This window comes from Corallococcus sp. NCSPR001 (genome assembly GCF_017309135.1).
Classification (GTDB): Bacteria; Myxococcota; Myxococcia; order Myxococcales; family Myxococcaceae; genus Corallococcus.
On record NZ_JAFIMS010000002.1, the window covers coordinates 5090113 to 5114187 of the forward strand.

A 24075-nucleotide genomic window follows, 5' to 3' on the forward strand; every position below is an offset into this window, starting at 1 on the left:
GACAATCCGGCCCATGGACCTGTTCACGGGCGTGTTGCCGTTCCTCCACGTGGCGGAGGAGCGGAGCTTCCGGAAGGCGGCGGAGCGGCTGGGGGTCACCGTGGCGGCGGTGAGCAAGGCGGTGCGGAAGCTGGAGGAGGAGCTGGGCGCGAGGCTGCTGGAGCGCACCAGCCGGCAGGTGGCCCTCACGTCCGAGGGCGTCGCCTTCCTGGAGCGGGCGCGCGAGGCCGTGGCGCAGATCCGCGCCGCGCGCGAGACGGTGGCCCAGGCGCACCGCGCGCCCAGGGGGCCCGTCACGGTGTCGCTGCCGTTCATCCTGGGCCCCGTGCTGCTGCCCCGGCTGGCGCGGCTCCAGGCCCGCCACCCGCAGCTCACGCTGCACGTGCGCATGAGCGACCGGCTCAGCAAGCTGGTGGAGGAGCAGGTCGACGTGGCCATCCGCGTGGGCGGGATGGAGGACTCCAGCCTGGTGGCGCGGCGGCTGTTCTCCACGCGCTGGATGACGCTCGCGTCGCCGGCCTATCTGGCGCGGCATGGGACGCCGGAGCACCCGTCACTGCTGGAGCGCCACGCGTGCCTGAAGTTCGTGGATCCGCGCGGCATCACCCGCGAGTGGCACTTCCGCGAGTCCCCCGGCGGCGACAAGGCCGGAGTGGTGCGCACGCGCGCGGCCATCGACGTGGATCACGGCCCGGCGCTGCTGGACCTGGCCGCCGCGGGTGCGGGGCTCTGCCAGGTGCTGGACTTCATGAGCGACGCGCGGCTGCGCGAGGGCGCGCTGGTGGAGGTCCTGGCGGAGTACGCCGCGGAGGGGCCTCCGGTCCACGCGCTGTGCCTGCCGGGGCGCCAGTCCGTGCCCCGCGTCCGCGCGCTCCTCCAGCACCTGGTGGAGGAGCTGCGCACCGTCACGGCGTGGTGAGCACTTCCTTCGCGGCGGGCAGGCCGCGCGGGGCCTCCGCTTCGGGCGCGGTCACTTCCACCGACGCCTCGTTGACCTCCTTGTAGAACCGGCGGCCGAAGATGACGCCCAGCACCAGCGACACCACCATGCCCACCGCGGACACCGCCGTCATCACCGTGCGGCCCTGCGCCAGACCACTGCCGAACTGCGCGGTGAGGAAGGTGCCCGGGATGGTGCCCAGCACCACGCCCAGCACGGACGGCCAGAAGCGCGCGCCGCTCGCCGCGCCCGCGATCAGCATGATGTCCGTGGGGCACAGCGGATTGAGGCACGCGAGGAACGTGAACTGGAAGTCGTGCCGCCGCGCCGCCTTGGCGATCGCCGGGTACTTGCTGCCGCACAGACGCTGCATGGGCCGCGTGCCCAGCTTGCGAGCGACGAAGTAGAGCAGGGTGGCGGACAGGAAGCTGCCTGTTAGTGAATAGAGGGTCGCGGCAAGGGTTCCGAACATCATCCCGCCCACCGCGGTGAGCACCTGACCCGGCAGCAGCGTCAGGGGCCTCACGGCCAGGAAGGCCACGTAGGCCAGGGGTGCGTAGTCGCCCAGGGGCAGCAGCAGCTCCCGGATGGTGCGCTGATCGATGAAGTCCGGCCCCAACAGCCGGAGCATCACCAGACCGCCAATGGAGACGACCATGGGCGCGAGGATCCGCAACCAGGTCTTCAGCCCACTCCTGACGCTCGCCAAAAGAACCTCCCCACACCCGCCAGACCGATGTGTCAGGCGTTGCGCACAAGGTGGGATCCGAGCAGGGAATCGGCAACGTGGGCTGAATTGTTGTGAACAACGAGAGCGTCCTGCCGGGCAATCACCCGTCCCGTCCGGATGCCCAGCAGGCCTGATAAGCGCGCGAAATCCCTGGGGATTATGCATGCAATGTCAGGAGAGAACGGCTGGCGGTGTACGGAGCTTGCTTGCATCGGGGCGCTTCCGTCCCAAGGTTTCAGGCAAGGGACACCAAGGCGCGGACGGGGTTGGGCAGTCACGAGAGGAGACACGGACATGTCGGACAAGGACAACAAGGGCAGCATGACGGTGGCTGAGGCGGGGCGTAAGGGCGGAGAGACGGTCCGCAACGAGCGCGGTCGCGAGTTCTACGAGACCATCGGCCGCAAGGGCGGCGCCACGGTGAAGGCCGAGCGCGGTCGCTCCTTCTACGAGGAGATCGGCCGCAAGGGCGGCGAGACCGTGAAGGCCGAGCGCGGCGCGAAGTTCTACGAGGAGATCGGCAAGAAGGGCGGCGATCGCGTCAAGGCCACCCGCGGTCCGAACTTCTATGAGGAGATCGGCCGCAAGGGCGGGCAGAAGGTCAAGAAGCTGATCGAAGAGGGCAAGCGCGCCGCCCGCGCCGCCATGGAGGGCCAGGCCGGGAACGCCCCCGCGCCCTCCGAGAGCCCCGCCGCTCCGGCCGCGACGCCGGAAGAGCCCGCTCAGCCGGGTGGCAACGAGTAACGGGGGACAGGAAGCGCGGTCTTCCGGTATGACGGCCGCGTGTACCTGGTCATCACGTTCCTCGAACAGGTGGAGACGACCGAGCGGGCGATCCGCCGGCTCCGGGAGTTTGGCATCCCGGAACCGCTGGTCATCCGGGCGCGCAGCGCCGCCGCGGCCCTGTCCGCGGAGGTCCCGGTGTTCGCCGGACTGCGCAGCCTCGCGCTGGGCGCGGATGAGGACCGCATCGTCCTAGTGAGCGTGCTGCCCTCCCTCCCGCAGGAGGAGCTGGATCGCATGCTCCAGCGCGTGCAACTGGAGATGGACGCGGACGACCCACCCATGGGCCGCCTGGTGGCCCTGCCTGTCCTGGCGGCGCCCACGCATCGGCGTGGATGACGCGCGGGGGCGGGCGGGTGTAAGCACGCTGCGTGCAAGCGCTGCTCGTCTTCCTCATCGTCGCGGCGTTGTCGCTGCTCGCGTCCAGCCGGTCGCTCCTGGATCCGGGCCGCTTCCCGGCGCTGGCGCAGCTGGCGGCCAGCGGCCTCTTGTTCCTCATCTTCGGGGCCCTCCTGGGGCCGTCCCTGCTGGGCGTGCTCACCGCGCGCAACCTGGACTCGCTGCGCCCGCTGGTGGCGCTGGGGCTGGGGACGGGGGGCGTGCTGCTGGGGCTCAACCTGGAGCCGCGCCTCCTGCGGCTGTTGCCCCGGCCCGTGTACGCGGCGGCGGTCGCGCACGCGGGCACGGCCTTCCTCTTCGTCGCGCTGCCGCTGTCCGTCCCGCTGCTTCTGTCCATGGGGCTGCGGCCCCTGGTGGCGGTGGGCGCGGCGGCGCTCCTGGGCGCGGCGGCGAGCCTGTCCTCCGGCCACTTCGCGGTGCTGGGCTACCGCAACGGACGGCTGGAGCGCGCGCGGGGCCTGGGCGTGGCGCTGCTCACGATGATGGACGACGCGGTGGGCCTGGGCGTGCTCGCGCTGGGCCTGGTGCTGGGCGTCACCGGCAACGCGGCGGAAGGGCTGGGCCTGTTGGCGCTGGCGCTGCTGTTAGGCGTGGCGTGCGGGGCGCTGCTGGCGTTCCTCACGTATTCGCTCAAGGACCTGGCGGAGCAGACCACGGTGACGCTGGGCATGGTGGCGCTGGTGGGCGGCGCGGCGGCGTACCTGCGGCTGTCGTCGCTGCTGGCGGGCGTGGCCTGCGGCGCGACGCTGGCGCTGATCGGCGGGCGCACGGCGGAGCGCGTGGCGCGGGCGCTCTCGCGCGTGGAGCGGCCCACGTACCTGGTGCTGGTGTTCCTGGTGGGCTGTCAGATCCACGCGCGTGACGTGTCCGCCTGGGCGATGTTGCCCGCGTTCGTGGGGCTGCGCTTTTTGGGCAAGGTGCTGGGCGGGCGGTTCGCGCAGCGGCTCACCGCGGGCGTGTTGGAGCTGCCGCCGCGCTTCGGCTACGCGCTCATCTCCCAGGGCGGCCTGGCGCTGTGCCTGGTGGCCGAGTACGTGATGCTGGTGCCGGGCTCGCTGTCGCAGCGGGTGCTGGACGTGGTGGCGGTGGGCGCGGTCGTCAACGAGATGCTCGCGCACGGGGCCTTCCGGCACGTGCTGAACAGCGAGCGCAAGGCCACGGCCTCGCGCGGCGCGTCCTCCGCCGGTGATGCGGGGGTGGCGGCATGAAGGGGTCCATCTTCCGGTTGCTACTGCTCATGGGGCTCCTGGCGGCCATCACCCAGGCGCAGGTGGTTCGCGCGGACGCGGGCACACCGGTGCTGCTGGCGGCGGGCGCGCTGCTCTTGTGCGGCCTGTTCGCGGGCAAGGTGGCCAAGGGCCTGGGCCTGCCGCGCCTCACCGGCTACCTGCTGGTGGGCGTGGCGGTGGGGCCGTACGCGCTGGGCTTCATCCCCAACGCGGGCGTGAAGGGGCTGGAGCTGGTGAAGGGGTTGGCCGTGAGCCTCATCGCGCTCGTAGCTGGTACGGAGCTGCACCTGGGGCTCATCCGCCGGGTGGGCGCGCGCGTGGCGCTGCTCTGCGCGGCGGTGTGCGGGGTGACGTTCGCCGTGTGCTTCGGGGCCACGTTCGCGCTCAAGCCCGTGCTGCCGTTCCTGGCCCCCATGACGGTGCCGCAGGCGCTGGCGGTGAGCGCGCTCATGTCCACGGTGGTGGTGTCGTTCTCCCCCACGGTGACCATCGCCATCGTGCAGGAGACGTCCGCGCGCGGCCCCTTCACGGAGTTCCTGATGGCGCTGGTCATCATCGGGGACCTGTTCGTGATGGTGGCCTTTGGCCTGGCCGCGGGCATCACCCGCGCGACGTTCGGCAACGGCCTGGACCTGGCCGCGCTGGTGGGCGGGGTGGGGTGGGAGCTGTTCGGCTCCGTGGCGGTGGGGTGCCTGCTGGCCGTGGCGATGCTCCTGTACATGCGGGGCGTCAACCGCGAGCTGCCGCTGTTCCTCGTGGGCCTGTCCTTCGCGGCGGCCGAGGGCGGGGCGCGGCTGCACCTGTCGCCGCTGCTGGTGTCGCTGGCGGCCGGGGCGATCATCGCGAACCTGGACGAGCGCGAGGGCCACCGCATCCACCAGGCCATCAACCAGGCGGGCCTGCCGGTGTTCGCGCTCTTCTTCGCCGCGGCGGGGGCGGGGCTGAAGCTGGACGCGCTGGTGACCGTGGGGCCGGCCGCGCTGCTGCTCGTGGCGCTGCGCGGCCTGGCCATCTGGGGCGCGTGCCGCAAGTTCGCGCCCGCGGAGGATCCGCGCCTCAAGCGCTACCTGTGGATGGGGCTCATCTCCCAGGCGGGCGTGACGTTCGGCCTGGCGGCGCTGGTGTCGCGCACCTTCCCGTCCTTCGGGCCGCAGGTGGAGGTGCTCATCATCGCGATGATCACCGCGCACGAGCTGGTGGGGCCCGTCCTCACCCGGCGTGCGCTCCTGGGCAGTGGCGAAATCCGTGCGGAGGAGGCGGGCGGCGGCGCATAGTGGGGGCACACCCCCTCACCCGGGGGTTGGCCTCTTCCAGGAGCCTCCCGTCATGCCCGCCGCCGTCGCTCCCATCCTCGAGGTGGACGTGGAACACCCCTCGCCCCGCCATGTCGCACGCGCGGTGGAGGTGTTGGAGAAGGGCGGCCTCATCGCCTACCCCACGGACACGTACTACGGGCTCGGCTGCGATCTGAACGCCAAGAAAGCCATTGAGCGGCTGTACCAGCTCAAGGGTCGCGACAAGAAGAAGCCGCTGTCACTCCTGTGCCCGGACCTGTCGGACGTGGCCCGCTACGCGCACGTGAGCAACTTCGCCTACCGCGCCATGAAGGGGCTCACGCCGGGGGCCTTCACCTTCATCCTGGAGGCCACGCGCCTGGTGCCGGAGGTGATGATGACGAAGCAGAAGCAGGTGGGCCTGCGCGTGCCGGATGCCGCCTTGCCCCGCGAGCTGGCGAAGGCGCTCGGCCGCCCGCTCATCACCACGTCGGCGACCCATACCGACGGTACGGTTCTTTCTGACGCGCGGGACATCAAGACGGCGCTGGGCCATGGGCTGGATTTGATTCTGGACGGCGGCGTCACGTTGAACGAGCCGTCCACGGTGGTTTCACTGATAGGCGATACGCTTGAAATCCTGAGGCAGGGCAAGGGTAGTCTGGAGTCCTGAAATCCATTCCAGAGGGGGAAGTCTTGGCCGAGGGGGACCTACCAGCAACGCCTGTCGTCGACTCACCGGAGCGGGTGCCGGGCGCGCTCGCGCTGCTGGGCCTGTTGGTGTTCCGGCCCATTGATTTGCATTACCGGCTGCGCGAGGCGGGCATCCGCTCGCCGGCGGGCCGCATCGGGCAGCTGTGGCGCGAACAGGCCGAAGGTGGCCGGGCCGCGGGGGCCTACGTGGCGCGGATGCTGCTCCTGCTCGTCGTGTTGTCGCCCACCCTCACGGTGCTCGCGGGGCTGGGGCTGCGGCTGATGGGCGTGCCGATGCGGGGCGTGTACCTGGTCTCCGCGGCGCTGTGTAGCGCGGTGGGGCTGCTGGTGGCGCTGGTGTCGGGGCTCGCGTCCGGGGTGCTGCTGGGCTCGCTGGCGAGCGTGTCCATGCTGGCGGGGCTGCACGCCACGGCGGGCGGCGCCTTCGGTCCGGAGCATGGAGGCGGGGCGGCGATGACGGTGGGCCTGTGTCTGGGCATCGTGTCCGGCCTGTCCGCGGGCAGCATTGGCGGCCTGAGCAGCGGTCGCGGTCCGTCCGTGCGCAACGTGCAGGTGGCGGCCATCGCCACGAGCCTGGTGCCCATGCTGGTGTGGAGCAGCGCCTCGACGGCGTCCTTCGCGGGCGCGGTGGCGGCGAGCGCGCTGGTGGCCTTCCTGACGTGCGCGTTCCGGCTGCCGTTCTACGCGCTGGAGGTGCTGGCGCAGGCGGTGGCGTACGCGGTGGAGCGCTTCACCGGGAAGCCCACGCTGCGCTGGGTGCCGGTGCGCCACCACAACCTGAGCTACCTGCCGCACCCGTTCCTCAGCCGTCACCTGGCGCTGGCGGTGCGCTCGCGGCCGGCGGAGGTGCTGGCGGTGGCGGACGCGTGCCTGCGCTCGCCGGGCAACATCCTGGTGGGCTGGCCCTGGGTGGTGGAGGCGCTGGAGCGCGCGCACGCCCAGGAGGCCTCGGCGGGGCCCCAGGCCTGAAGGGGCCCGGGGCCGCCTGCTGGCGCTACTGCTTCCGCACGTCCGTGACGACCTTCGCGCCCACGTCGTTGGGGGCGTAGGTCAGCCTCACGGAGTCTCCGGCCTTGATGCCCTGGAGCGCCTGCGTGAGCTGGGGCTTCGTCGTGTCCACCACGTAGGTGAGCGGCGGGGCGTCCGCGGTGGCGCCCTCCAACTGGATGCTGGACGGGCTGACGCTCTTCACCTTGCCCTCCCGGGTCTTCGTGGCCTGGGCCAGGGCGCTGTCACCCATGAAGCCGAGCATCAGCACCGTCATCCACATCCATGCCTGTCCGCGCATCCTCGCCGCTCCGGGTTGGGGGAGGGCGAGGATGCTGGCCTTGCTCACGGAGGAAGGCAACGGCGGGGGCGGACTACTTCTTCTTCAGGGACTGGATGACGCGATTGCCCTCCTTGTCGATGTTGTAGGACACGGTCACCTGGTCGCCGTTCTGCAGCTCGCTGAACTGCTGCGCGAGCTCCTTGTCCGTCTTCTTGTTGAAACGGAACTTCAGATCCCGCCCCGCGGATTGCTTCACGATGAACTCCTGCTCGGGCAGCAACGTCCTCGCCCTGGGCTTGATGATCTCCAGGGTGCCTTCGGCCTTGGAGGACTCCTTGGCCTCGGCCTCCGCCTGCGCGAGCTCCTCGTCGCTGGGCATGGAGACGGCCCCACCCGACTGCGCGGAGCCCGCGGGCTTCTTGGGCTCCGAGTCATCCTGCGCCAACACCGGCGTCGCCATCGTCAACATCGCCAGGATTCCCATCCGCATCCATCCGCTCGAACGCATCGCAGCTCCTTGATTGGGTTGCCGGAAGCGGGCCAGCCGCGTCCGGATGCGAATGAGCTTCGGGATGGCCGGGGCACGGACCCATTGCCCGGCGAGGCACTCCAGGCGGGCTGCTGGACCCTCATGGCGTCCGCACAGAAGATGAACATCGAGCGGGACGCGAGACGGGACCCGGCCACCGGCCGGGGAGTTGCCCCGTCGCGCTTCTTCGCTACCCTCCGCGGACCATGGAAGGACTGCTCGACGCGTTCATCGCCTTCATCCGCGCGGAGCGGGGCCTGTCCGGCAAGACGGTGGACGCCTACGCGGCGGACCTCACCGTGTACTTCGAGGACCTGCGCTCGCACGGCAAGGACGACGTGGCGCGCGTCAAACAGGAGGACGTGCTCGCGCACCTGGTGACGCTGGGCAAGCGGGGCCTGGGCCGCCGCAGCCAGGCGCGCCACCTGGCCGCGCTGCGCGTCTTCCACCGCTTCCTCGTCGCGGAGCGGATGGCGGACAAGGACCCCACGGAGGACGTGGACACGCCGAAGTCGCCCCGCAAGCTGCCCGTGTTCCTCACGCTGGAGGAGGTGGAGCAGCTGCTCGCCGCGCCCGACGCGCGCACCGTCACCGGCCTGCGCGACAAGGCCATGATCGAAGTGCTCTACGCCACCGGCCTGCGCGTGACGGAGCTGTGCACGCTGGAGCTCAACAACGTGCAGCTCACGTCCGGCTACCTCGTCACCCGGGGCAAGGGCTCCAAGGAGCGCATCGTCCCGCTGGGGCGGGTGGCCATTGAAATCGTCCAGGAGTACCTGTCCCGGTCTCGGCCGGAGCTGCTGGGCAAGCGCCAGGCGGACGCGCTGTTCGTCACGCCGCGCGGGGCGGGCTTCACGCGGCAGGGCTTCTGGAAGCTGCTCAAGCGCTACGCGCTGAAGGCCGGCATCCTGAAGCCCCTGTCGCCGCACAAGCTGCGCCACTCGTTCGCCACGCACCTGGTGGAGCGCGGCGCGGACCTTCGCGCGGTGCAGCAGATGCTGGGACACGCCGACCTGGCGACGACGCAGATCTACACGCACGTCAACGGCGCCCGGCTGCGCAAGGTGTACGACGAGTTCCACCCGCGCAGCGACGCGTTCAAGCCCAAGCCGTCCGCGCGCAAGCGTCCGGCCACTCCGGGGTGAGGGGGACCCGGGACCTGGGGGAGGTGCGCGTGGCGCTTGCGTCGCGCGCGAACGCAATCGCTTGCGGTGGAGACGCGCGCTGAGCGCGGCCGCGTGCCGCTGAAGGCGGTTCGCAGAGGAAGCGCAGCATTTCGGGGAAGTGGATCGCCTTGTGCAGTGCAGGACGGCGGCGGCGGACATGGCGTCCGCTGTCCTGTCGCACGGTCGTCGCGTTCCACCCCACCCGGGCGCGGTGTGGCCCACGAAGGTCTGCTCGTCCATGAAGCGTTCTCGCCAATCCCTGATGTCAGGCGCCCTGGCCCTCACCGGCTGCGTGGCGCTGTCCCTCTCCGGATGCAAGATGCCGGAGGCGAACGCGGCGGAAGCGAAGCCGCCGCCCAAGAAGGCGCCCACCGCCAACGTGGTGCCGGCCTCCGCCACCACCCCCGAGGCGTCCTCCAAGGCGCGCACGCCGTTCGCCGTGGCCCGTGAGGCCTTCGAGCGCAGCGGCGTGAACGCCAACCCCTTCGCGGACAACAACGGCAACATCCCGCCGTCGTGGCAGTACCAGGGCCCGCTGTTCAGCCTGAGCCACGACTATCCGCAGACGCCCGTGGCGCCGCCGGCCAACCCGCCGTGGATCGCCGCGCTCAAGGGGCAGCCCATCTCCAAGGCGAACGCGCTCGCGTACGTCAACGCGCTGAAGGCGTACATCGCGCCGTCCATGCAGACGCTGCTCTACGACTACCGCCGGTGGGACGCGGCGAAGGAGGGTTGGTACAACGAGCCGTGGCTCGCCTCCATCCGTGAGAGCATCCACGGCACGTACGTGGGCTCCGAGTTCCCCGCGGCCACCTTCGCCGCGTCCGGCCTCAAGGTCGACATGACGACGTACGTGCTGACCTACTACGACAAGGTTGCGGCGTACGCGCTGGGGCAGGTGTGGGGCAAGACGGCCATGAACCCCACGCTCACCAACACGTCCGCGCAGTTCCCGGAAGGCTCCATCGTCATCAAGGTGGCCCTGACGAGCGCGCTGGCCAAGGACTGGCCGGTGATGCAGGGCGCGTCGCTGTGGCCCGTCTACGTGCCGCCGCCCAACGGCCCCTCCGGCGCGGAGCCGGTGACGATGAACGCGTCCATCATGCAGTTCGACATCATCGTCAAGGACACCAAGACGGCGCCCAAGACGGGCTGGGTGTTCTCCACGCTCGTCTATGACATGCGCGTGCCGGGCAGCCCGTGGGACAAGATGATCCCCCTGGGCGCGATGTGGGGGGATGATCCCAACGTCAACTCCACGCTGAACCCGACCATGCCGCTGCAGGAGACGGTCATCAACCCCGCGGCGCCCGCGTACTCCACGGCGACGCTGGGGTGGGGCGGCCGACTGTCCGGCCCGAACGACGGCGCGGTGGTGGCCCCGGCCTCCATCAACGGGCAGATCGTGCCCGCCGTGCAGGCCTCGTCGTGCATGAGCTGCCACAGCGTGGCCGAGTGGCCCATGAAGACGTTCCTCCTGCCCACCACCACGATGCCGCCGACGGTCGTGGGCGACGCACTGGTCCTCGAGCAGCCCGGTTCGACGGCGTGGCTGAAGTGGTTCCAGAACAATCCGGGCAACGTGCCGCTGGATCCCGGGACGGTGCCCATGGACTTCGACATGGTCTTCGCCTTCAAGTCGCTGCCCGCGTGGCAGCAGGCGACGCAGGGCAACAGCGGCATGAAGGCCTTCGAGGCCGCCGACCAGCTCCGCGGCAAGCCGACCGTCAATCCGCGCGACCTCAAGTACAACGGCCAGTAGACCCGTGACCTCGGGGAGGACTCCATGCCCATCTTCGACAAGGCCATCATCGGAGCCGGTGGCGGTGCCATGTATTACCTCGATGCGCGCATGGGGTCCGACCTCACGTCGGGCATCCGGGAGCAGCTCAAGCAGCAGCTCGGTGAAATCCAGGACCTGGAGTCCCGCAAGAAGGCGCTGGAGCACCTGATGTTCGTCGGTGACAAGGACATCGACATGAAGAAGGCGCCGGAGGACCAGTCGCTCCTGGACCTCACCTCCAAGCGCGCGTTGTTCGCGAACACGGTGCTCATCGGCATGAGCAACCCGTGGCACATCACCAAGAGCGACACGCAGACGGGGCGCGGCAGCAACTACGTCGTCAATCACACCCGCCAGGTCATCAGCACCCGGCCGCTCTCCTCCTTCCAGAACTCCCAGACCCGGGCCCAGGTGAAGGAGGAGTGGCAGAAGGTCTTCCGCACGAGCGACCCCGTGCTCGGCGAGGAGGTGTTGTTCGAGCAGTCACAGGGCTACACGACCCGCGAGAGCTTCAAGGACGAGTGGCTGAACGTGGTGGCCCGCGCCATGAACCTGGGCCTGCTCTGGATCTCGGGGCACGTGACGAAGATCGAGTGGAAGGACGCCGGAGGCGAGGACGACAAGCACTTCGAGATCACCTTCGCCCCGGCGAGCTTCGAGAAGGTGGATGAGCCCATCAAGGCCCGCGAGTTGCTCGTCATGACGGGCAACGGCAGCTACCTCAAGCCGACGGAGGCCAACGGCATCAAGGCCCCCCAGGGGTGGGAGCAGGACCGGCGCATCATGGACATGGATCAGCTCATGCGCTACCTGGCGACGAGCGGGGAGACGGGCAAGACGATCTGCATCCAGGGCGGCAACGCGGCCATCGACGCGGTCGAGCAGGCCATCCGGTACGGCCACAAGGTGCACTGGCTGGTGCGCTCCGGGGTGAACATCCTCGCCAACTCCCTGCTCGTGAATGCCCCCCAGCTCGCCCAGAACGGGACCCACCTGAACCGGGGGGTGACGTCCACCTTCCAGAAGAACGTGAGCTACTCCGAGGTCGAAAGCTCTGGGGGCACGACCCTCCAGGTGAAGGCCTACAAGGTGGAGAGCAACAAGTCGAAGACGCTCCTGACCACCCTCGACGACGTCCACGTCTACGTCTACTGCATCGGGAACGAGGTCAACGACAGCCCGTCCGGGGTGGCGAAGCTGCTGGTCGACAGCCAGCTGGTGGACGTGAAGTCCAACAAGATCGACGACCCGAAGCTGGAGGCCCTCTACGACGAGGGCTGGCTCTTCCGGAGCCTGTCGCGGCGCAAGGGCGCGCTGAAGGAGGCCGCCATCGGGCTGCGGAAGAAGTTCTCCGAGCGCTGCCGACTCGACGTCCTGGGCGCGGCGTCCTTCATGCTCGTTCCACCGCAAGGGGAGCTCGGGAGCAAGCTCAAGCCCCTGACGAACTACCAGATCCAATCCGTCGCGGACGTGCGCCAGTTGGCGGCCATCAAGGACGTGATGCGGGCGTACTGCAACAGCCTGAGTGGCGCCTCGCTGGATCCGGCGAACGCGAACTTCCTGGGCGGCACGAAGAACGAGATCGCCGCCTTCATCGCCATGCACTACGAGTTCATCCCCCCGGTCGTCGCGGATGAGCTCACCACCTTCCTCATGCTCGTGCGGACGCGGGAAGAGTTCACCAACGGCTACACCGGCACGGAGATGCGCGGCATCCAGGACGCCCTGAAGCGGGTCGACGACTACTTCGAGCGGAACGCGGAGGTTCGGAAGTTCCTGGAGAAGAAGATGACCCAGGTGGTGATGGACTACCGCAAGCTCATGCTCACCCCGTTCCAGGCGGAGATCCCCGGGTTGAAGTGGCTGGACATCCACTGGGACAGCTGACCCGGGCGGTCACTATCCTGACAAACGGCTGTCACAAGGTGGGCCCAGGGTGGCTTCATGACCCCGAACGCCTTGCCACCGCTGACCCTATTGGAGCTGGCCGACACCGGCCTGCCGGGAATCGAGAGCTACTCTCCCTTCTGCCTCAAGGCCCACCGGGCCCTGAAGTACGCGGGGCTGCCATACGCCCGAGGCTGCGCGGACAACCCGGCCTCGCACCGCGCGCACAACCCCACCGGCCAGGTGCCGGTGTTGCTGGTGGGGAAGGAGGCGGTGCCGGACTCCACGGCCATCCTCGCGCGCATCCAGCAGCTCGCGCCGGGCCGCATCGACGCCTCTCCGGAGGCGCTGCTCTGGGAGGAGCTGGCGGACACGTCCCTCAACGGCTTCCTGGTCGCGTCCCGCTGGGCGGATGACCGCAACTGGCCGCGGACGCGCGCCACGTTCTTCCACTTCATGCCGGCGCCGGTGCGCGCGGTGGTGCCGACGCTGATCCGCCGCAAGCAGGTGGAGCGGCTGGTGGCGCGGGACGTCTGGCGCGCGGGCCCGGAGGCCTGCTGGCGCCGGTTCGGGGCGCTGTTGGATCAACTGGACGCGCGGGCGCCGGAGCAGGGCTTCTGGCTGTCAGGGGCGCTGAGCGTGGCGGACCTGGCCCTGTTCGGGCAGATGCAGAGCTTTCGGACGCCGCTGACGCCCTGGCAGGGCGCGGAGGTGGAGCGGCGCGAGCGCTTGAGCGCATGGCTCGGACGGGTGGACGCGGCGACCCGCACCGCGGGCGTGTCCCTGCGCGCCGCGAGCTGAGGCGCGCGGGGGGCATTCGTCGGATAGCGGAGGGTCGTTCGCGGGTGGAAGCACACCACCCAACGATCAAACGTTGAACACCGCCATCGCACGGACGTGCCGGCGCGGACGTCTTCTACGGTGCGCGCATGAACCCGACCCCGCACACGCCCCCCACTGGCGAACCCTTTCCCCTGCAAGCGCCCTCGTTGGAGTCGCTCGACGCGCTCATCCAGCGCGTCGACGGCATGTCGGAGGTGGAGCTGGATCACCTCCCGCTGGGGATGATCCAGCTCGACGGGCAAGGGCGGATCCTCAAGTTCAACCGGACCGAGGCCGCGCTGGCGCGCATCCAGGCTCGCGAGCAGATCGGCAAGAACTTCTTCTACGACGTGGCGCCGTGCACGCGCGTGCGGCAGTTCTTCGGCCTGTTCCAGGAGGGCGTAAGGGCGAAGAAGCTCTACCAGACGTTCGGCTTCGTCTTCCGCTTCGCGCACGGCGCGCGCCACGTGGCCATCACGCTGTTCTACAGCGACAAGACGGACTCGGTCTGGGTGCTGGTGTCCGACAAGAAGATGGCCGACGCGCGCTGAAGCCCGCCACGGGGCTCTCGAAGACCTTGCTCACGGTGTTCATCTTCCGGAGCCAGGCATGCGCCTCGTCGCCCAGCCGCCCGTAGACGCGCACGTCCACAGGTGTGTGCTCCGTTCTTCGAGGACCCGCCGGGCTTCCCCTGGGGGCGAGTCACACGCTAGGGAGTGGACCCGGAGGGGTCCATGGCCTTTCGAGTCCAGCTCGCTGTCCTGCTTCTCGCCTTGCTGGGGGCGTGTGCCGCCCCGAGGGGCAGGGTGCGGCTGGATACGGGCGAAGGTGCACCCATCGAGTACAGCCCGCCTTCTTCCGGCCGGGCGGTGACGGTGGGGGAGGGCGCCTTCGAGGAGGCGCTGACCGGGTTGGTGCTGGTGACGCCCCTGCGCCTTCGGGCTTCACGGTCCGGCGAATGGGTGCGCGCTTCCTACGTCACGGAGGATACGGACCGTGCCTTCGGGGGCTTCTGCGAGCCGGGAGTCCGTCGGGGTGGCTGCATCTCGTTGCTCGAAGACGTGGTGGGGCTGAGCGACTGGGACAAGTTCGGCGTGGCGCTGACGTTGTCCCTCGACCCGCTCAAGGCGAGCATCGCGAGGGCCGTGGAGGAGACGCTGGCGCCGCAGCTCTTCTACTCGGTGATCGCCACGGGCCTGGTGACCTGGGCTGCGTTGGCCGCGAATCCCGAACCCGCCTTCACCAAGGGCGCTGCGGTCATCTCCGCGCTGCTGCTGATCTACCTGGGCGCGGAGACGTTCCTGGAGCTGATTGAGGCGAGCCAGGACCTGAAGCTCGCCACGGACCAGGCCTCCACGTGGAAGGAGCTGGATGCATCCGGCCAGCGCTTCGCAGCACGGGTAGGTCCATCCATCGCGCGAGTCCTGGTCCTCTCGGTTACGGTCGCCGTGAGCCACGGAATGACCGGCGGCGCGTCGTTGCTGGCGGCCCGGATAGCGACGCTGCCGAATTTCCCGGGAGGCGCGGCGGTGGCCTCACGCGTAGGCGTCAACGTCGCGAGCCTTGATCAGGTGAGGGCGGTGGCCGTCTCGGGTGGAGTCATCACGCTCTCCCTGCCGTCCACGGTGGTCGCCATGGCGGTCAAGGGGAGCGGAACCCCGCAGGCCAACGCGAACTCCTGGGGATCCTTCAGCGCCCTCAAGAGGGCAAGAGGGCCCGCGGGCTCCGGGAAGCAATGGCACCACATCGTCGAGCAGACGGACGGCAACGTGCAGCGCTTCGGTCCCCAGGCCCTGCACAACACGGAGAACGTGATCGCGATTGACGAATCCGTCCACCAACGGATCAGTGCCTACTATTCATCGAAGGAAGTCGTTCTAACGGGCCCTCAGACCGTTCGGCAATGGTTGAGCAGCCAGTCCTTTCAGGCGCAACGCGACTTCGGAATGAAGACCCTCATTCGCTTTGGAGCCCTTCCTTGAGCACCCGGAAATTTCAAAAGGCCAGCATCGAAGATCTCGTCCAGTGGTACGCGGAGGCGTCCATCGCATATGGCCAATCGCTGGAGGCTGCGGACTCTCGGTCCGCAAATCGCGCCGCCGACAAAATCTCCGCAGCCTATAGAGAGCTTCGAAGCCGTGGCGCTACATCCCATCTCCTCGCCCTTCTCCAGAACGAGGACGAAACCGTCCGAACCAACGTCGCGGCTCATGCCATGGAGTTTGCGCCCGAGTTCGGTGAGCCGGTACTGCTCTGGATCGAGAAGCGTCCGGGGCGCAATGGGCTCGCTGCGCATTACGTCCTCAAGGCCTGGCGTGAGGGCACGCTCAAGTTCCCTTGATCAGCTTCAGCTCCTGGCGGCGTCCAAGGCCTCCCGGATGAGCGGCCGGGCAAGGTCACGAACGTGCGTGGCCAGACGTTCCTCGCTCACCGAATCCAATGACTGACACGCGGTAGGGAAGGCCAGCTCCAGGTCCACCCGGACATCCAGCTCCACCTCGCTCACCACGGCCTCTTCATCGTCGCGCCCGCATTTCGAGAGGGCGCTGGCGATCCGCGCGGGATTCACCAGACGCGACGACCAGTCCTGCAACTCGGTGAGGGACAGCCGCTGGTGGGCATCCCAGGCCGTGCTCTCGTCGAAGCGGGCCTCGTTGAACTCCTCGATCTTCCGCTTGAAGGCGACGCGCTGCCCCGGTGCCGCGGGCTGCTCGCTCTTGATGACGAGCCCTTCCGCCCAATTGTCCGCCAGCGGGGGCAGGCCCAGCATCGCCGGGAGCCGGGTCAGCGCTCGCGTGGGCGCGGCTTCCATCTGCGCCCGGGTTCCTCGCGCCACGAGGGGAGGCGCGAGCACCCCGGCGGCCTTCGCGGCCGTCTCCACGTCGCGATGCGAGAGCATCACTCCCTCTTCCTCGTCTGACCGGGCCACGAGGATATCGAACAGCACCCAGTGAAGGCCCGGCGCGTACCAGATGCCCGTCTGGACCGGCATCATTCCAGGCACGGCGGGGACCTCCGGGTGGGGATAGCGGCCTCCCAGCAGCTCACCGTAGAGGTACACGCGCGCGTCGGTGAGCCCCAGCGCCCGGACCGCCTCCAGGGCCGCGTTGCTCAAGGACAGGCGCAAGAGCTGCCATCCAAAGAAGGAATCCCCCTCCTCGAGCCACGCCTTGCGCTTGCCAAAGTGGACCGCCCCGTCCTGCACGCCCAGGACGAGCTGCGCGCCATGGAGCTTCTCCAGTGCCACCCAGCTCCCGGAAGGACTGGCCTGCCCCCGTGCATCGCCCGCGGAGGACATCTTCAGGAAGGGTCGGAAGCGCATGCCCTCAGTTTCCGCTCATGTCCCCCAGATTCAAACCATACGGATCCGTCGTCGTGCGCCTGGGCCCGGGCTCCGGGGCACCGGGCGCCAGCGGCGCCACGCGGATCAACCCCGCGGCCCTCAGTCGATCCACGGAGCGTGACGCGGCCAGCTCTCCCATCGCCGCCGTGCGCAGGGCCTGCCGGATGCTCCGGCTGCCCCTCAGCTTGGAATAGAGATACAGGTCGTCCGCCGTCAGGTCCGGCGGGGCAGGGCGGGGGATGGGCTCGAACACCAGCCTCCCGTCCAACGCGAACAGCGCGTCACTCAACGCCAGCGTCAGCCCCACCTCCGCCTCGCGGTACAGCGCGTGCGCCTCCGGCACCGGCCCTCGCTCCAGCACCTGCGCCGCCAGCGCCACCGCCAGGTCGTACTTGCGCGACGACAGGAACGCGCGCACCAGCGCCAGCAGCTCCGTGAACTCCGTGGACTCGCCCACCGTGAGGCCCGTCGACCGGTGCGGCGCCAGGGCTCCGCGCCGGTACAGGTGCAGCACCCAGCGCGCCGCGAACAAGGGCGCCTCCCTCGCGCTCGCCAGCAATTCGCCCAGCGTCGCGCCTCCGGCCGCCAGGTCCAGGAGCACGTCCTCCTCCTCGGAGAAGGTCTCCACCGCGAACTCGCGGAACACCCGGAACGTGGTGTCCAGGCGGGGGAAGATGTCCCGGAACTGCGCCCACTCCTGCACCCGCGCCACCGCATCCCGGTGCAGCGTGCTCAACGGCAGCCGCAGGCCCACCGCCCGCCCGGACAGCGGCAGCCCTGGCGTGAACTCCACCTCGCCCGACTCCCAGGCGTAGCAGTCGAACAGCGCCTCGCGCGCCTTGTGCTCCATCGCCTCCGTCAGCTGCGACAGCTCCACGAAGCAGCGCTGCACCAGGAACGTGCCGTAGGGCAGGTTGGCCCCTTCCGACGCCTCGAACGCCGCCGCCGCGCGGGGCGCGTCCAGGATGCGCAGGTTCACCAGCACCTGCGCCAGGTGCTCCCTCGGATCCGTGGAGGCCACCCCCACCAGGTGCCCGTCCCGCAGGTAGAACTCCCGGCGCACCGCGCCCCGCTCCACCCGCAGCGTCCCCTCCACCCCAGGCGTCGCGAACAGCGGGGGCAACACCAACTGGAGCCGGTAGCTGGCCAGGTTTCCTGTGAACGCTTCCATCCGTGGGCGCCCTCCAAGGCGGTCCGCTGTGCTGCGCCGGCCGCCAGGGTATCTGGGAGACTTGAGACGTCTCAACTCCCTGAAACTCCTGGACTTTTCCTGCCAGGGCAAAATGTTCCAGGAATGCCGGGCACACGAGTGTCAGGCATTGAAAGGGCCCACCTGTCCCAACGGAAGGTTGCAGCGTGACGGCGGGTGTGCGAACGAGCCGTGTCCTCCACCCGTCATTCGGAGCGCGAATCGCGATGCGGATTCTCTCAGGCGTCCAGTCGTCCGGAAGGCTGCACATCGGCAACTATTACGGGGCGATGCGGCAGTTCGTGCAGCTCCAGGACCAGGGCGAGGCCTACTACTTCATCGCCAACTACCACGCGCTCACCACCGTGAGGGATCCCAAGCTCGCGCTGGATCTGACGCGCGACGCGGCGCTCACGTACCTGTCGCTGGGCCTGGATCCGAAGAAGGCCGTCCTCTTCCGCCAGAGCGACGTGAAGGAGGTCCTAGAGCTCAACTGGATCCTCGGCACCGTGGTGCCCCAGGCCCACCTGGAGCGCGCCCACAGCTACAAGGACAAGGTCGCCAAGGGCATCAGCGCGGACTTCGGCCTCTACGCGTACCCCGTCCTGATGTCCGCGGACATCCTGCTCTACAGCGCGGATCAGGTCCCGGTGGGCAAGGACCAGATCCAACACATCGAGTTCGCGCGCGACTGGGCCGTGAAGTTCAACACCCAGTACGTCCCCGGCTACGACCCGGCGGATCCGGAAGGCAAGGAGCGGGGCCACGCGCCCGGCATCCTCAAGCTCCCTGCCGCCTTCGTGCAGGAGAACGCCGCCACGGTGCCCGGCATCGACGGACAGAAGATGTCCAAGTCGTACGGCAACACGCTGGAGCTGTTCGGCGAGGAGAAGGACATCAAGAAGCGCATCATGTCCATCAAGACGGACTCCACGCCCGTGGACGCGCCCAAGCCCACCACGGACGCGCCGCTCTATGACCTGCTCAAGCTGATGCTCCCGCCCGGTGAGTTCTCCGACGTGGACGCGTCCTGGAAGGCAGGCGGCAAGGGCTACGGCGACTTCAAGAAGAAGCTCCTGGACGCCTTCCACGTCACCTTCGGCCCCGCGCGCCAGCGCCGCCAGGAGCTGCTCAACGACCCGGGTGAGTTGGAGCGCATCCTCAAGGACGGCGCCGACCGCGCCCGGGCCGAAGCCACCCGTTTGATGGACCAGGTGAGACGGGCCGTGGGAATCCCCTGAACGCCCGTTCCTGTTCAAATGTTTGACCCCCCTGGGAGGCATTGCTAAGGAGGTCTGTCCCTCCGGCGCTCGTAAAGGCTGGAATTTCGGCCCCTTCCGCATGACGAAGTTCCCATCCCCCCAGAAGGACGCCGGCCGGTGAGCGAAGGTCGCAAGCCCCCACCGCCCGACGACCTCCCGCCGGACCCCGACGGGGAGGGATTGCCGCGCACGCCCGGAGATGCCTTCCGGGTGGCGCTGCCCAACTTCGAGGGTCCCCTGGACCTGCTGCTCCATCTCATCAAGGAGCACCGGGTCGACATCTTCGACATCCCGCTGGCGCTGATCACGGCCAAGTACCTCGAGTACCTGGAGCGGATGCGGGAGCTGAACCTGGACATCGCCGGCGAGTTCCTGGTGATGGCCTCCACGCTCGCCCACCTGAAGAGCCGCATGCTCCTGCCCCGGCAGGACGCCGCCCAGGTCCCGGAAGGGGCGGACGTGCTCGCGGCGGTGGAGGAGGCGCAGGACCCTCGCGCGGAGCTGGTGCGCAGGCTCCTGGAGTACCAGAAGTACAAGGAGGCCGCGGAGCACCTGGCCATGCAGGACATCCTGGACCGGGACGTGTTCGCCCGGAAGGTGCCCGTGGAGGCGGTCCCCATCCCCGAGGACGAGGTGGGGCTCCAGGAGATTTCCGTCCTGAAGCTGGTGGAGGCGCTCGACCGGGTCCTCGAGCGGCTGACGCCCAAGGTGCAGCACGAGGTGGTGCTGGAGCGCGTCAGCCTGTCCGAGGCCATCCTCCGGGTGGCGGAGCGCGTGAAGAAGGACGGGCAGGTGGTGTTCGAGGCGCTGTTCACGGAGGCGGCCACGCGCCAGGAGGTGGTCATCACCTTCATCGCCATGCTGGAGATGGTGAAGCGCCGCCTCATCAAGGTCTTCCAGGAGGAGCCCCTGGGCCCCATCCAGGTGACGCCCAACGGGGACGCGCTGGAGAAGCTCATCCCCACGGAGGTCGACGAGAGTGACTACCGGTAACGGTCCCGACGACGGTGACGAGACGCCCGCCCCCGGCACGCCCGGCGGCCCCGGACAGTTCTCCGAGGAGGAGATCGCATCCGTCACCGGCCCCGGCCCCGACGACGCGGAGCTGGACGGGGTGGAGGCTGCCGCCATCGAGGAGGGCTCGGACGAAGACGACAACGTCCCGGACCTCCAGTCCTCTTTCGAGAAGCTGGTCGCCAAGAGCCGCAACCTCTCCCCGGACCGCATCCGCACGGTGCTGGAGAGCGTGCTCTTCGTCGCCGAGCGCCCCCTGAACGTGGACGAGCTCTACCAGGCCACCGGCATCCCCCGGGAGCCCATCCTCCAGGCGTTGGATCAGCTCTCCGGCATCCACCGCGAGGGCATCAGCGGCGTCGTCCTCTACGAGGTGGCGGGCGGGTGGCAGTTCCGCACGGACCCCCACTCGGCGGAGTATGTCCGGCGCTACCTCCGGGTGAAGCCGCAGCGGCTCACCCGCGCGGCCGTGGAGACGCTGGCCATCATCGCGTACCGGCAGCCCGTCACCCGCCCGGAGCTGGAGGACATCCGCGGCGTGGACTGCGGCGCGGTGCTCAAGGCGCTGATGGACCGCAAGCTGGTGAAAATCCTGGGGAAGCGGGAAGAAGTCGGCCGCCCCATCCTTTATGGAACCACGCGCGAGTTCCTGGAGTTCTTCGCGCTGAAGGACCTCTCCGCGCTGCCCACGCTCCGTGAATTCCATGAATTGACCCAGGAGCACCGGGAAATCGTGGAGAAGGAGGCGGCGCCCCCGGCTCCGAAGGCGGAGGGGACGGTGGCGGCGCTGTCGGACCCGAACTTCACGAAGCGGATGGAGAAGAACGAGGCGGCCAGCGAGGCCGCCCTGGAGGAGCTGGAGGAGGCCATGGCCGCCGCGGAGCGGAGCCAGAAGGTCAGCGCCAGCATCCTGGAAAGCCCCCCTTCGCCCGAGAAGGGTGATAGCGAGGGGCCCAAGCCCGAGTGATGGGCGGCAACAACTGGAAGAAGGCACGGAATGGCGGCGGAACGTTTGCAGAAGTACCTGGCTCGCGCGGGAGTGGCTTCGCGCCGGCACGCGGAAGAACTCATCACCTCCGGTCGCGTCGGAGTGAACAACGAGACGGTGACGGAGCTGGGCAGCCGGGTGGAGCCCGGAGTGGACCTGGTGACCGTCGATGGGAAGCTCGTCACGCCGCCGGAAGAGTCGTCCTACTACCTGCTGTACAAGCCCGTGGGCGTCGTGACGACGCTGTCGGATCCGCAGGGCCGGCCCACGGTGGCCAGCTACGTGGAGGAGACGGGCCGCCGCCTGTTCCCCGTGGGACGTCTGGACTACGACGCCGAAGGGGCGCTGCTCTTCACGGATGACGGCGCGCTGGCGCACAAGCTCACGCACCCGAGCTTCCAGGTGCCTCGCACGTACCTGGCGAAGGTGAAGGGCGTGCCGGACATGCCCACGCTGGAGAAGCTGCGCGGAGGCGTGCGGCTGGAAGACGGCATGGCCACCCCGGTGTCCGTGGACATCTTCGAGAAGGCCGAGCGCAACACCTGGCTGAAGATCGTCGTGGCGGAAGGCCGTCCGCACCTCATCAAGCGCCTGTGCGCGGCGGTGGGGCACCCGGTGGTGCGCCTGTTCCGCCCGAACTACGCGGGCATCGGCGTGGAGGGCCTGCGCCCCGGTGAGCTGCGGAAGCTGAAGACCGCGGAAGTGATGCAGCTCACGGAGGTTGCGGAGGGCCGTGCGCAGCCGAATGCCTCGGACCTGAAGCTGCCGCCGCGCCGTCACGGACGTTCGGCGCCGGGCTTCGGCGGGGCGGATGACGACGACATGGAGCTGTCGATGGACGACGACGCGCCGGTGGCGCCGCGCAAGACGGAGCGCGCGGCGAAGAAGGCTCCCGCGACGGGGCCCAAGACCCGCGAGGCGCGTCCGGAGCGCAAGGAGTGGAAGGGCGTGCAGGACGGAGGCACGCGTCCCCCGAAGTTCGCGAAGCGTGGTGCGACGCTGGCCGCGGATGACGGCGCGGATCTGGATGACGTGCCGACGTTCGACGACGAAGGTGATGAGGTGGAGTCGGACGCCGCCGAGGGAGCCACCTACGGCAAGGCCGCGCGAGGCGCGGGCCGCTCCGCCAAGCCCGAGGGTGAGCGTGCTCCCCGTGGCGCCGCGCGGTTCGGCAAGCCGGCCGGTGCCGGTCGTTCCGAGGGTGGTGCGTCGCGCGGCGGTAGCCGGTTCGGCGCCGAGGGTGGTGCGTCCCGTGGCGGTGGTCGCTTCGGCGCCGAGGGTGGTGCGTCGCGCGGTGGCAGCCGGTTCGGCAAGCCGGCCGGTGCGGGTCGTTCCGAGGGTGGCGCGGGCCGCTTCGGCAAGCCGGCCCGTGCGGGTTCCGAGGGGGATGCTCCTCGCGGCGGTGGTCGCTTCGGCAAGCCCGCCGGCCGTTTCGGTGACGAAGGCGGCGCGCCTCGCGGCGGCGGCCGGTTCGGAAAGCCGGCGGGCCGTGGCGGTGACGAAGGTGGCGCGCCTCGCGGCGGTGGCCGTTTCGGCAAGCCTGCGGGCGCGGGCGGTGACCGTCCGGAGCGCCGTGAATGGAAGCCGCGCGGCGAGTCCGCCGGCCGCTTCGGCGGTGAAGAGGGCGGCGCTCCTCGCGGTGGAGGCCGCTTCGGCAAGCCCGCCGGTGCGGGTCGTGGCGGTGACGAGGGTGGCGCGGGCCGCTTCGGCAAGCCGGCCCGGGCTGGCCGCGGTGGTGATGAGGCTCCGCGCAGCGGCTTCGGCAGGCCGGCCCGTGCTGGCGCCGAGGGTGGTGCATCGCGTGGCGGTGACCGCTTCGGCAAGCCTTCGAGCCGCTTCGGCGGTGAAGAGGGCGGTGCCCCTCGCGGTGGCGGCCGGTTCGGAAAGCCGGCGAGCCGTGGCGGTGACGAAGGCGCTCCGCGCGGTGGCAGCCGTTTCGGTGCCGAGGGTGGCGCGTCGCGCGGCGGTGGTCGCTTCGGCAAGCCCGCGGGCCGCTTCGGTGACGAGGGCGGTGCGCCTCGCGGCGGTGGTCGCTTCGGCAAGCCCGCGGGCCGCTTCGGTGACGAGGGCGGCGCGCCTCGCGGCGGCGGTCGCTTCGGCAAGCCCGCGGGCCGTTTCGGTGCAGAGGGCGGCGCGTCGCGCGGCGGTGGCCGCTTCGGCAAGCCGGCCGGCGCGGGCCGTGGCGGTGACGAGGGTGGTGCTCCTCGCGGCCGCTTCAGCAAGCCGGCGGGTGGCAGCCGCTTCGGTGGCGAAGAGGGTGGGGCTCGTGGCGGTGGCCGCTTCGGCAAGCCCGCCGGTGCCGGCCGCTCCGAGGGCGGGGCGCGCGGGGGTACCCGCTTCGGCAAGCCCGCCGGTGCGGGTGGCGACCGTCCGGAGCGCCGTGAATGGAAGCCGCGCGGCGAGTCCGCCGGCCGTCCCGAGCGGAAGCCCCGTGGCGAGGACTCCGGCAGCCGGTCTCGCGGCGGCGGTGGAGCCTCGTCCAGCGCGTCCGGCGAGCGCATCGTCCGCGCGGGCGTGAAGAAGGGCCCCCCGAGCGAGGGCGGCGGCTACCAGGACTTCAAGGAGCGCAAGACGCGCGCCTCCGAGCCGAGCTGGAGCAGCAAGGCGCCTCGGGGAGGGGCAGGCCGTCCGCCTCCTCGCGGTGGCCGCTCCCGCTAAAAACAACCTTCCTCCTGGGTCGCTCCGTCGGTGGGCGGCCCGGGAGGGCGTTGATATAACCGCCGCCTACCTCCAGCGTCCGCCGCTCCGGGAGA

Annotated in this window: 23 protein-coding genes; 18 read left to right on the forward strand and 5 right to left on the reverse strand. The window is 69.7% G+C overall.

Annotated features, from left to right (window positions below; all coding sequences use genetic code 11):
- Nucleotides 1–13 precede the first annotated feature (13 nt).
- On the forward strand, nucleotides 14–919 hold the full coding sequence (locus tag JYJ93_RS22680) for a LysR family transcriptional regulator (protein WP_206794553.1): 906 nt from the start codon (nucleotides 14–16) through the stop codon (nucleotides 917–919).
- Here the strand turns inward: JYJ93_RS22680 and JYJ93_RS22685 are convergent.
- The gene (locus tag JYJ93_RS22685) at nucleotides 906–1616 is read right to left on the reverse strand and encodes a VTT domain-containing protein (protein ID WP_242543897.1); all 711 of its coding nucleotides are present in this window, start codon (nucleotides 1614–1616) and stop codon (nucleotides 906–908) included. The two genes, JYJ93_RS22680 and JYJ93_RS22685, sit on opposite strands and share 14 nt — an antisense overlap.
- A gap of 348 nt (nucleotides 1617–1964) precedes the next feature.
- On the opposite strand from JYJ93_RS22685, the gene JYJ93_RS22690 reads away from it, so the two are divergent.
- From JYJ93_RS22690 to JYJ93_RS22715, 6 genes are read left to right on the forward strand one after another with little or no spacing between them, the layout of a single operon-like run.
- Nucleotides 1965–2414: a general stress protein gene (locus JYJ93_RS22690; protein ID WP_206794557.1), complete on the forward strand. Its 450-nt coding sequence runs from the start codon at nucleotides 1965–1967 to the stop codon at nucleotides 2412–2414.
- A 39-nt stretch (nucleotides 2415–2453) separates the two neighbouring features.
- The gene (locus tag JYJ93_RS22695; protein WP_206794559.1) at nucleotides 2454–2792 is read left to right on the forward strand and encodes a hypothetical protein; all 339 of its coding nucleotides are present in this window, start codon (nucleotides 2454–2456) and stop codon (nucleotides 2790–2792) included.
- 32 nt (nucleotides 2793–2824) lie between these two features.
- Complete coding sequence (locus tag JYJ93_RS22700; RefSeq protein ID WP_206794561.1) at nucleotides 2825–4060, forward strand: sodium:proton exchanger; 1236 nt, start codon at nucleotides 2825–2827, stop codon at nucleotides 4058–4060.
- Complete coding sequence (locus tag JYJ93_RS22705) at nucleotides 4057–5355, forward strand: cation:proton antiporter (RefSeq protein WP_206794563.1); 1299 nt, start codon at nucleotides 4057–4059, stop codon at nucleotides 5353–5355. Before JYJ93_RS22700 ends, JYJ93_RS22705 begins: the two co-directional genes overlap by 4 nt.
- A 52-nt stretch (nucleotides 5356–5407) precedes the next feature.
- Entirely contained in the window at nucleotides 5408–6028 is a 621-nt protein-coding gene (locus JYJ93_RS22710) for an L-threonylcarbamoyladenylate synthase (RefSeq protein ID WP_206794565.1), read from the forward strand.
- 23 nt (nucleotides 6029–6051) lie between these two features.
- Nucleotides 6052–7038, forward strand: a complete 987-nt coding sequence (locus JYJ93_RS22715; RefSeq protein WP_206794567.1) for a hypothetical protein — start codon at nucleotides 6052–6054, stop codon at nucleotides 7036–7038.
- A 25-nt stretch (nucleotides 7039–7063) separates the two neighbouring features.
- On the opposite strand, the gene JYJ93_RS22720 is transcribed toward JYJ93_RS22715, so the two are convergent.
- Both JYJ93_RS22720 and JYJ93_RS22725 read right to left on the reverse strand, forming a co-directional pair.
- A complete protein-coding gene (locus JYJ93_RS22720; protein WP_206794568.1) occupies nucleotides 7064–7357 on the reverse strand; it encodes a hypothetical protein in 294 nt (97 codons plus the stop codon).
- Nucleotides 7358–7430: 73 nt separating this feature from the next.
- Complete coding sequence (locus JYJ93_RS22725) at nucleotides 7431–7829, reverse strand: hypothetical protein (RefSeq protein WP_206794570.1); 399 nt, start codon at nucleotides 7827–7829, stop codon at nucleotides 7431–7433.
- 245 nt (nucleotides 7830–8074) lie between these two features.
- Between JYJ93_RS22725 and xerD the strand changes: the two genes are divergently transcribed.
- From xerD to JYJ93_RS22760, 7 genes are all read left to right on the forward strand, one after another.
- Nucleotides 8075–9013 (forward strand): site-specific tyrosine recombinase XerD, encoded by a 939-nt coding sequence (gene xerD, locus JYJ93_RS22730; protein WP_206794572.1) that lies wholly within the window; start codon nucleotides 8075–8077, stop codon nucleotides 9011–9013.
- Nucleotides 9014–9272: 259 nt separating this feature from the next.
- The gene (locus JYJ93_RS22735) at nucleotides 9273–10796 is read left to right on the forward strand and encodes a hypothetical protein (RefSeq protein WP_206794573.1); all 1524 of its coding nucleotides are present in this window, start codon (nucleotides 9273–9275) and stop codon (nucleotides 10794–10796) included.
- Nucleotides 10797–10820: 24 nt separating this feature from the next.
- On the forward strand, nucleotides 10821–12704 hold the full coding sequence (locus JYJ93_RS22740) for a hypothetical protein (protein WP_206794575.1): 1884 nt from the start codon (nucleotides 10821–10823) through the stop codon (nucleotides 12702–12704).
- A 57-nt stretch (nucleotides 12705–12761) separates the two neighbouring features.
- Nucleotides 12762–13505, forward strand: a complete 744-nt coding sequence (locus JYJ93_RS22745; protein ID WP_206794577.1) for a glutathione S-transferase family protein — start codon at nucleotides 12762–12764, stop codon at nucleotides 13503–13505.
- A gap of 128 nt (nucleotides 13506–13633) precedes the next feature.
- Nucleotides 13634–14077, forward strand: a complete 444-nt coding sequence (locus tag JYJ93_RS22750) for a PAS domain-containing protein (RefSeq protein ID WP_206794579.1) — start codon at nucleotides 13634–13636, stop codon at nucleotides 14075–14077.
- A 363-nt stretch (nucleotides 14078–14440) separates the two neighbouring features.
- Nucleotides 14441–15508, forward strand: coding sequence for a hypothetical protein (locus tag JYJ93_RS22755; RefSeq protein WP_269013132.1), 1068 nt, complete (start codon nucleotides 14441–14443; stop codon nucleotides 15506–15508).
- A complete protein-coding gene (locus JYJ93_RS22760; RefSeq protein WP_206794582.1) occupies nucleotides 15505–15867 on the forward strand; it encodes a DUF2019 domain-containing protein in 363 nt (120 codons plus the stop codon). Before JYJ93_RS22755 ends, JYJ93_RS22760 begins: the two co-directional genes overlap by 4 nt.
- Nucleotides 15868–15873: 6 nt before the next feature.
- Here JYJ93_RS22760 and JYJ93_RS22765 read toward each other — a convergent pair whose 3' ends face one another.
- Nucleotides 15874–16848 carry an RNA ligase family protein gene (locus tag JYJ93_RS22765; RefSeq protein WP_206794584.1) on the reverse strand — a complete coding sequence of 325 codons (975 nt, stop codon included), beginning with the start codon at nucleotides 16846–16848 and terminating at the stop codon, nucleotides 15874–15876.
- Nucleotides 16849–16852: 4 nt separating this feature from the next.
- Nucleotides 16853–18040 (reverse strand): DUF4388 domain-containing protein, encoded by a 1188-nt coding sequence (locus JYJ93_RS22770; RefSeq protein ID WP_206794586.1) that lies wholly within the window; start codon nucleotides 18038–18040, stop codon nucleotides 16853–16855.
- Nucleotides 18041–18285: 245 nt separating this feature from the next.
- Here JYJ93_RS22770 and trpS point away from each other — a divergent pair, with 245 nt between their 5' ends.
- The 4 genes from trpS (at nucleotide 18286) to JYJ93_RS22790 (ending at nucleotide 23980) form a co-directional block, all read left to right on the forward strand.
- On the forward strand, nucleotides 18286–19299 hold the full coding sequence (gene trpS / locus JYJ93_RS22775) for a tryptophan--tRNA ligase (protein ID WP_206794588.1): 1014 nt from the start codon (nucleotides 18286–18288) through the stop codon (nucleotides 19297–19299).
- A 138-nt stretch (nucleotides 19300–19437) separates the two neighbouring features.
- Nucleotides 19438–20313, forward strand: a complete 876-nt coding sequence (locus JYJ93_RS22780) for a segregation/condensation protein A (RefSeq protein ID WP_206794590.1) — start codon at nucleotides 19438–19440, stop codon at nucleotides 20311–20313.
- Nucleotides 20300–21301, forward strand: coding sequence for an SMC-Scp complex subunit ScpB (gene scpB / locus JYJ93_RS22785; RefSeq protein WP_206794592.1), 1002 nt, complete (start codon nucleotides 20300–20302; stop codon nucleotides 21299–21301). The genes JYJ93_RS22780 and scpB overlap by 14 nt, the downstream gene beginning before the upstream one ends.
- A gap of 30 nt (nucleotides 21302–21331) precedes the next feature.
- Nucleotides 21332–23980, forward strand: coding sequence for a pseudouridine synthase (locus JYJ93_RS22790; RefSeq protein ID WP_206794594.1), 2649 nt, complete (start codon nucleotides 21332–21334; stop codon nucleotides 23978–23980).
- Nucleotides 23981–24075: the final 95 nt, after the last annotated feature.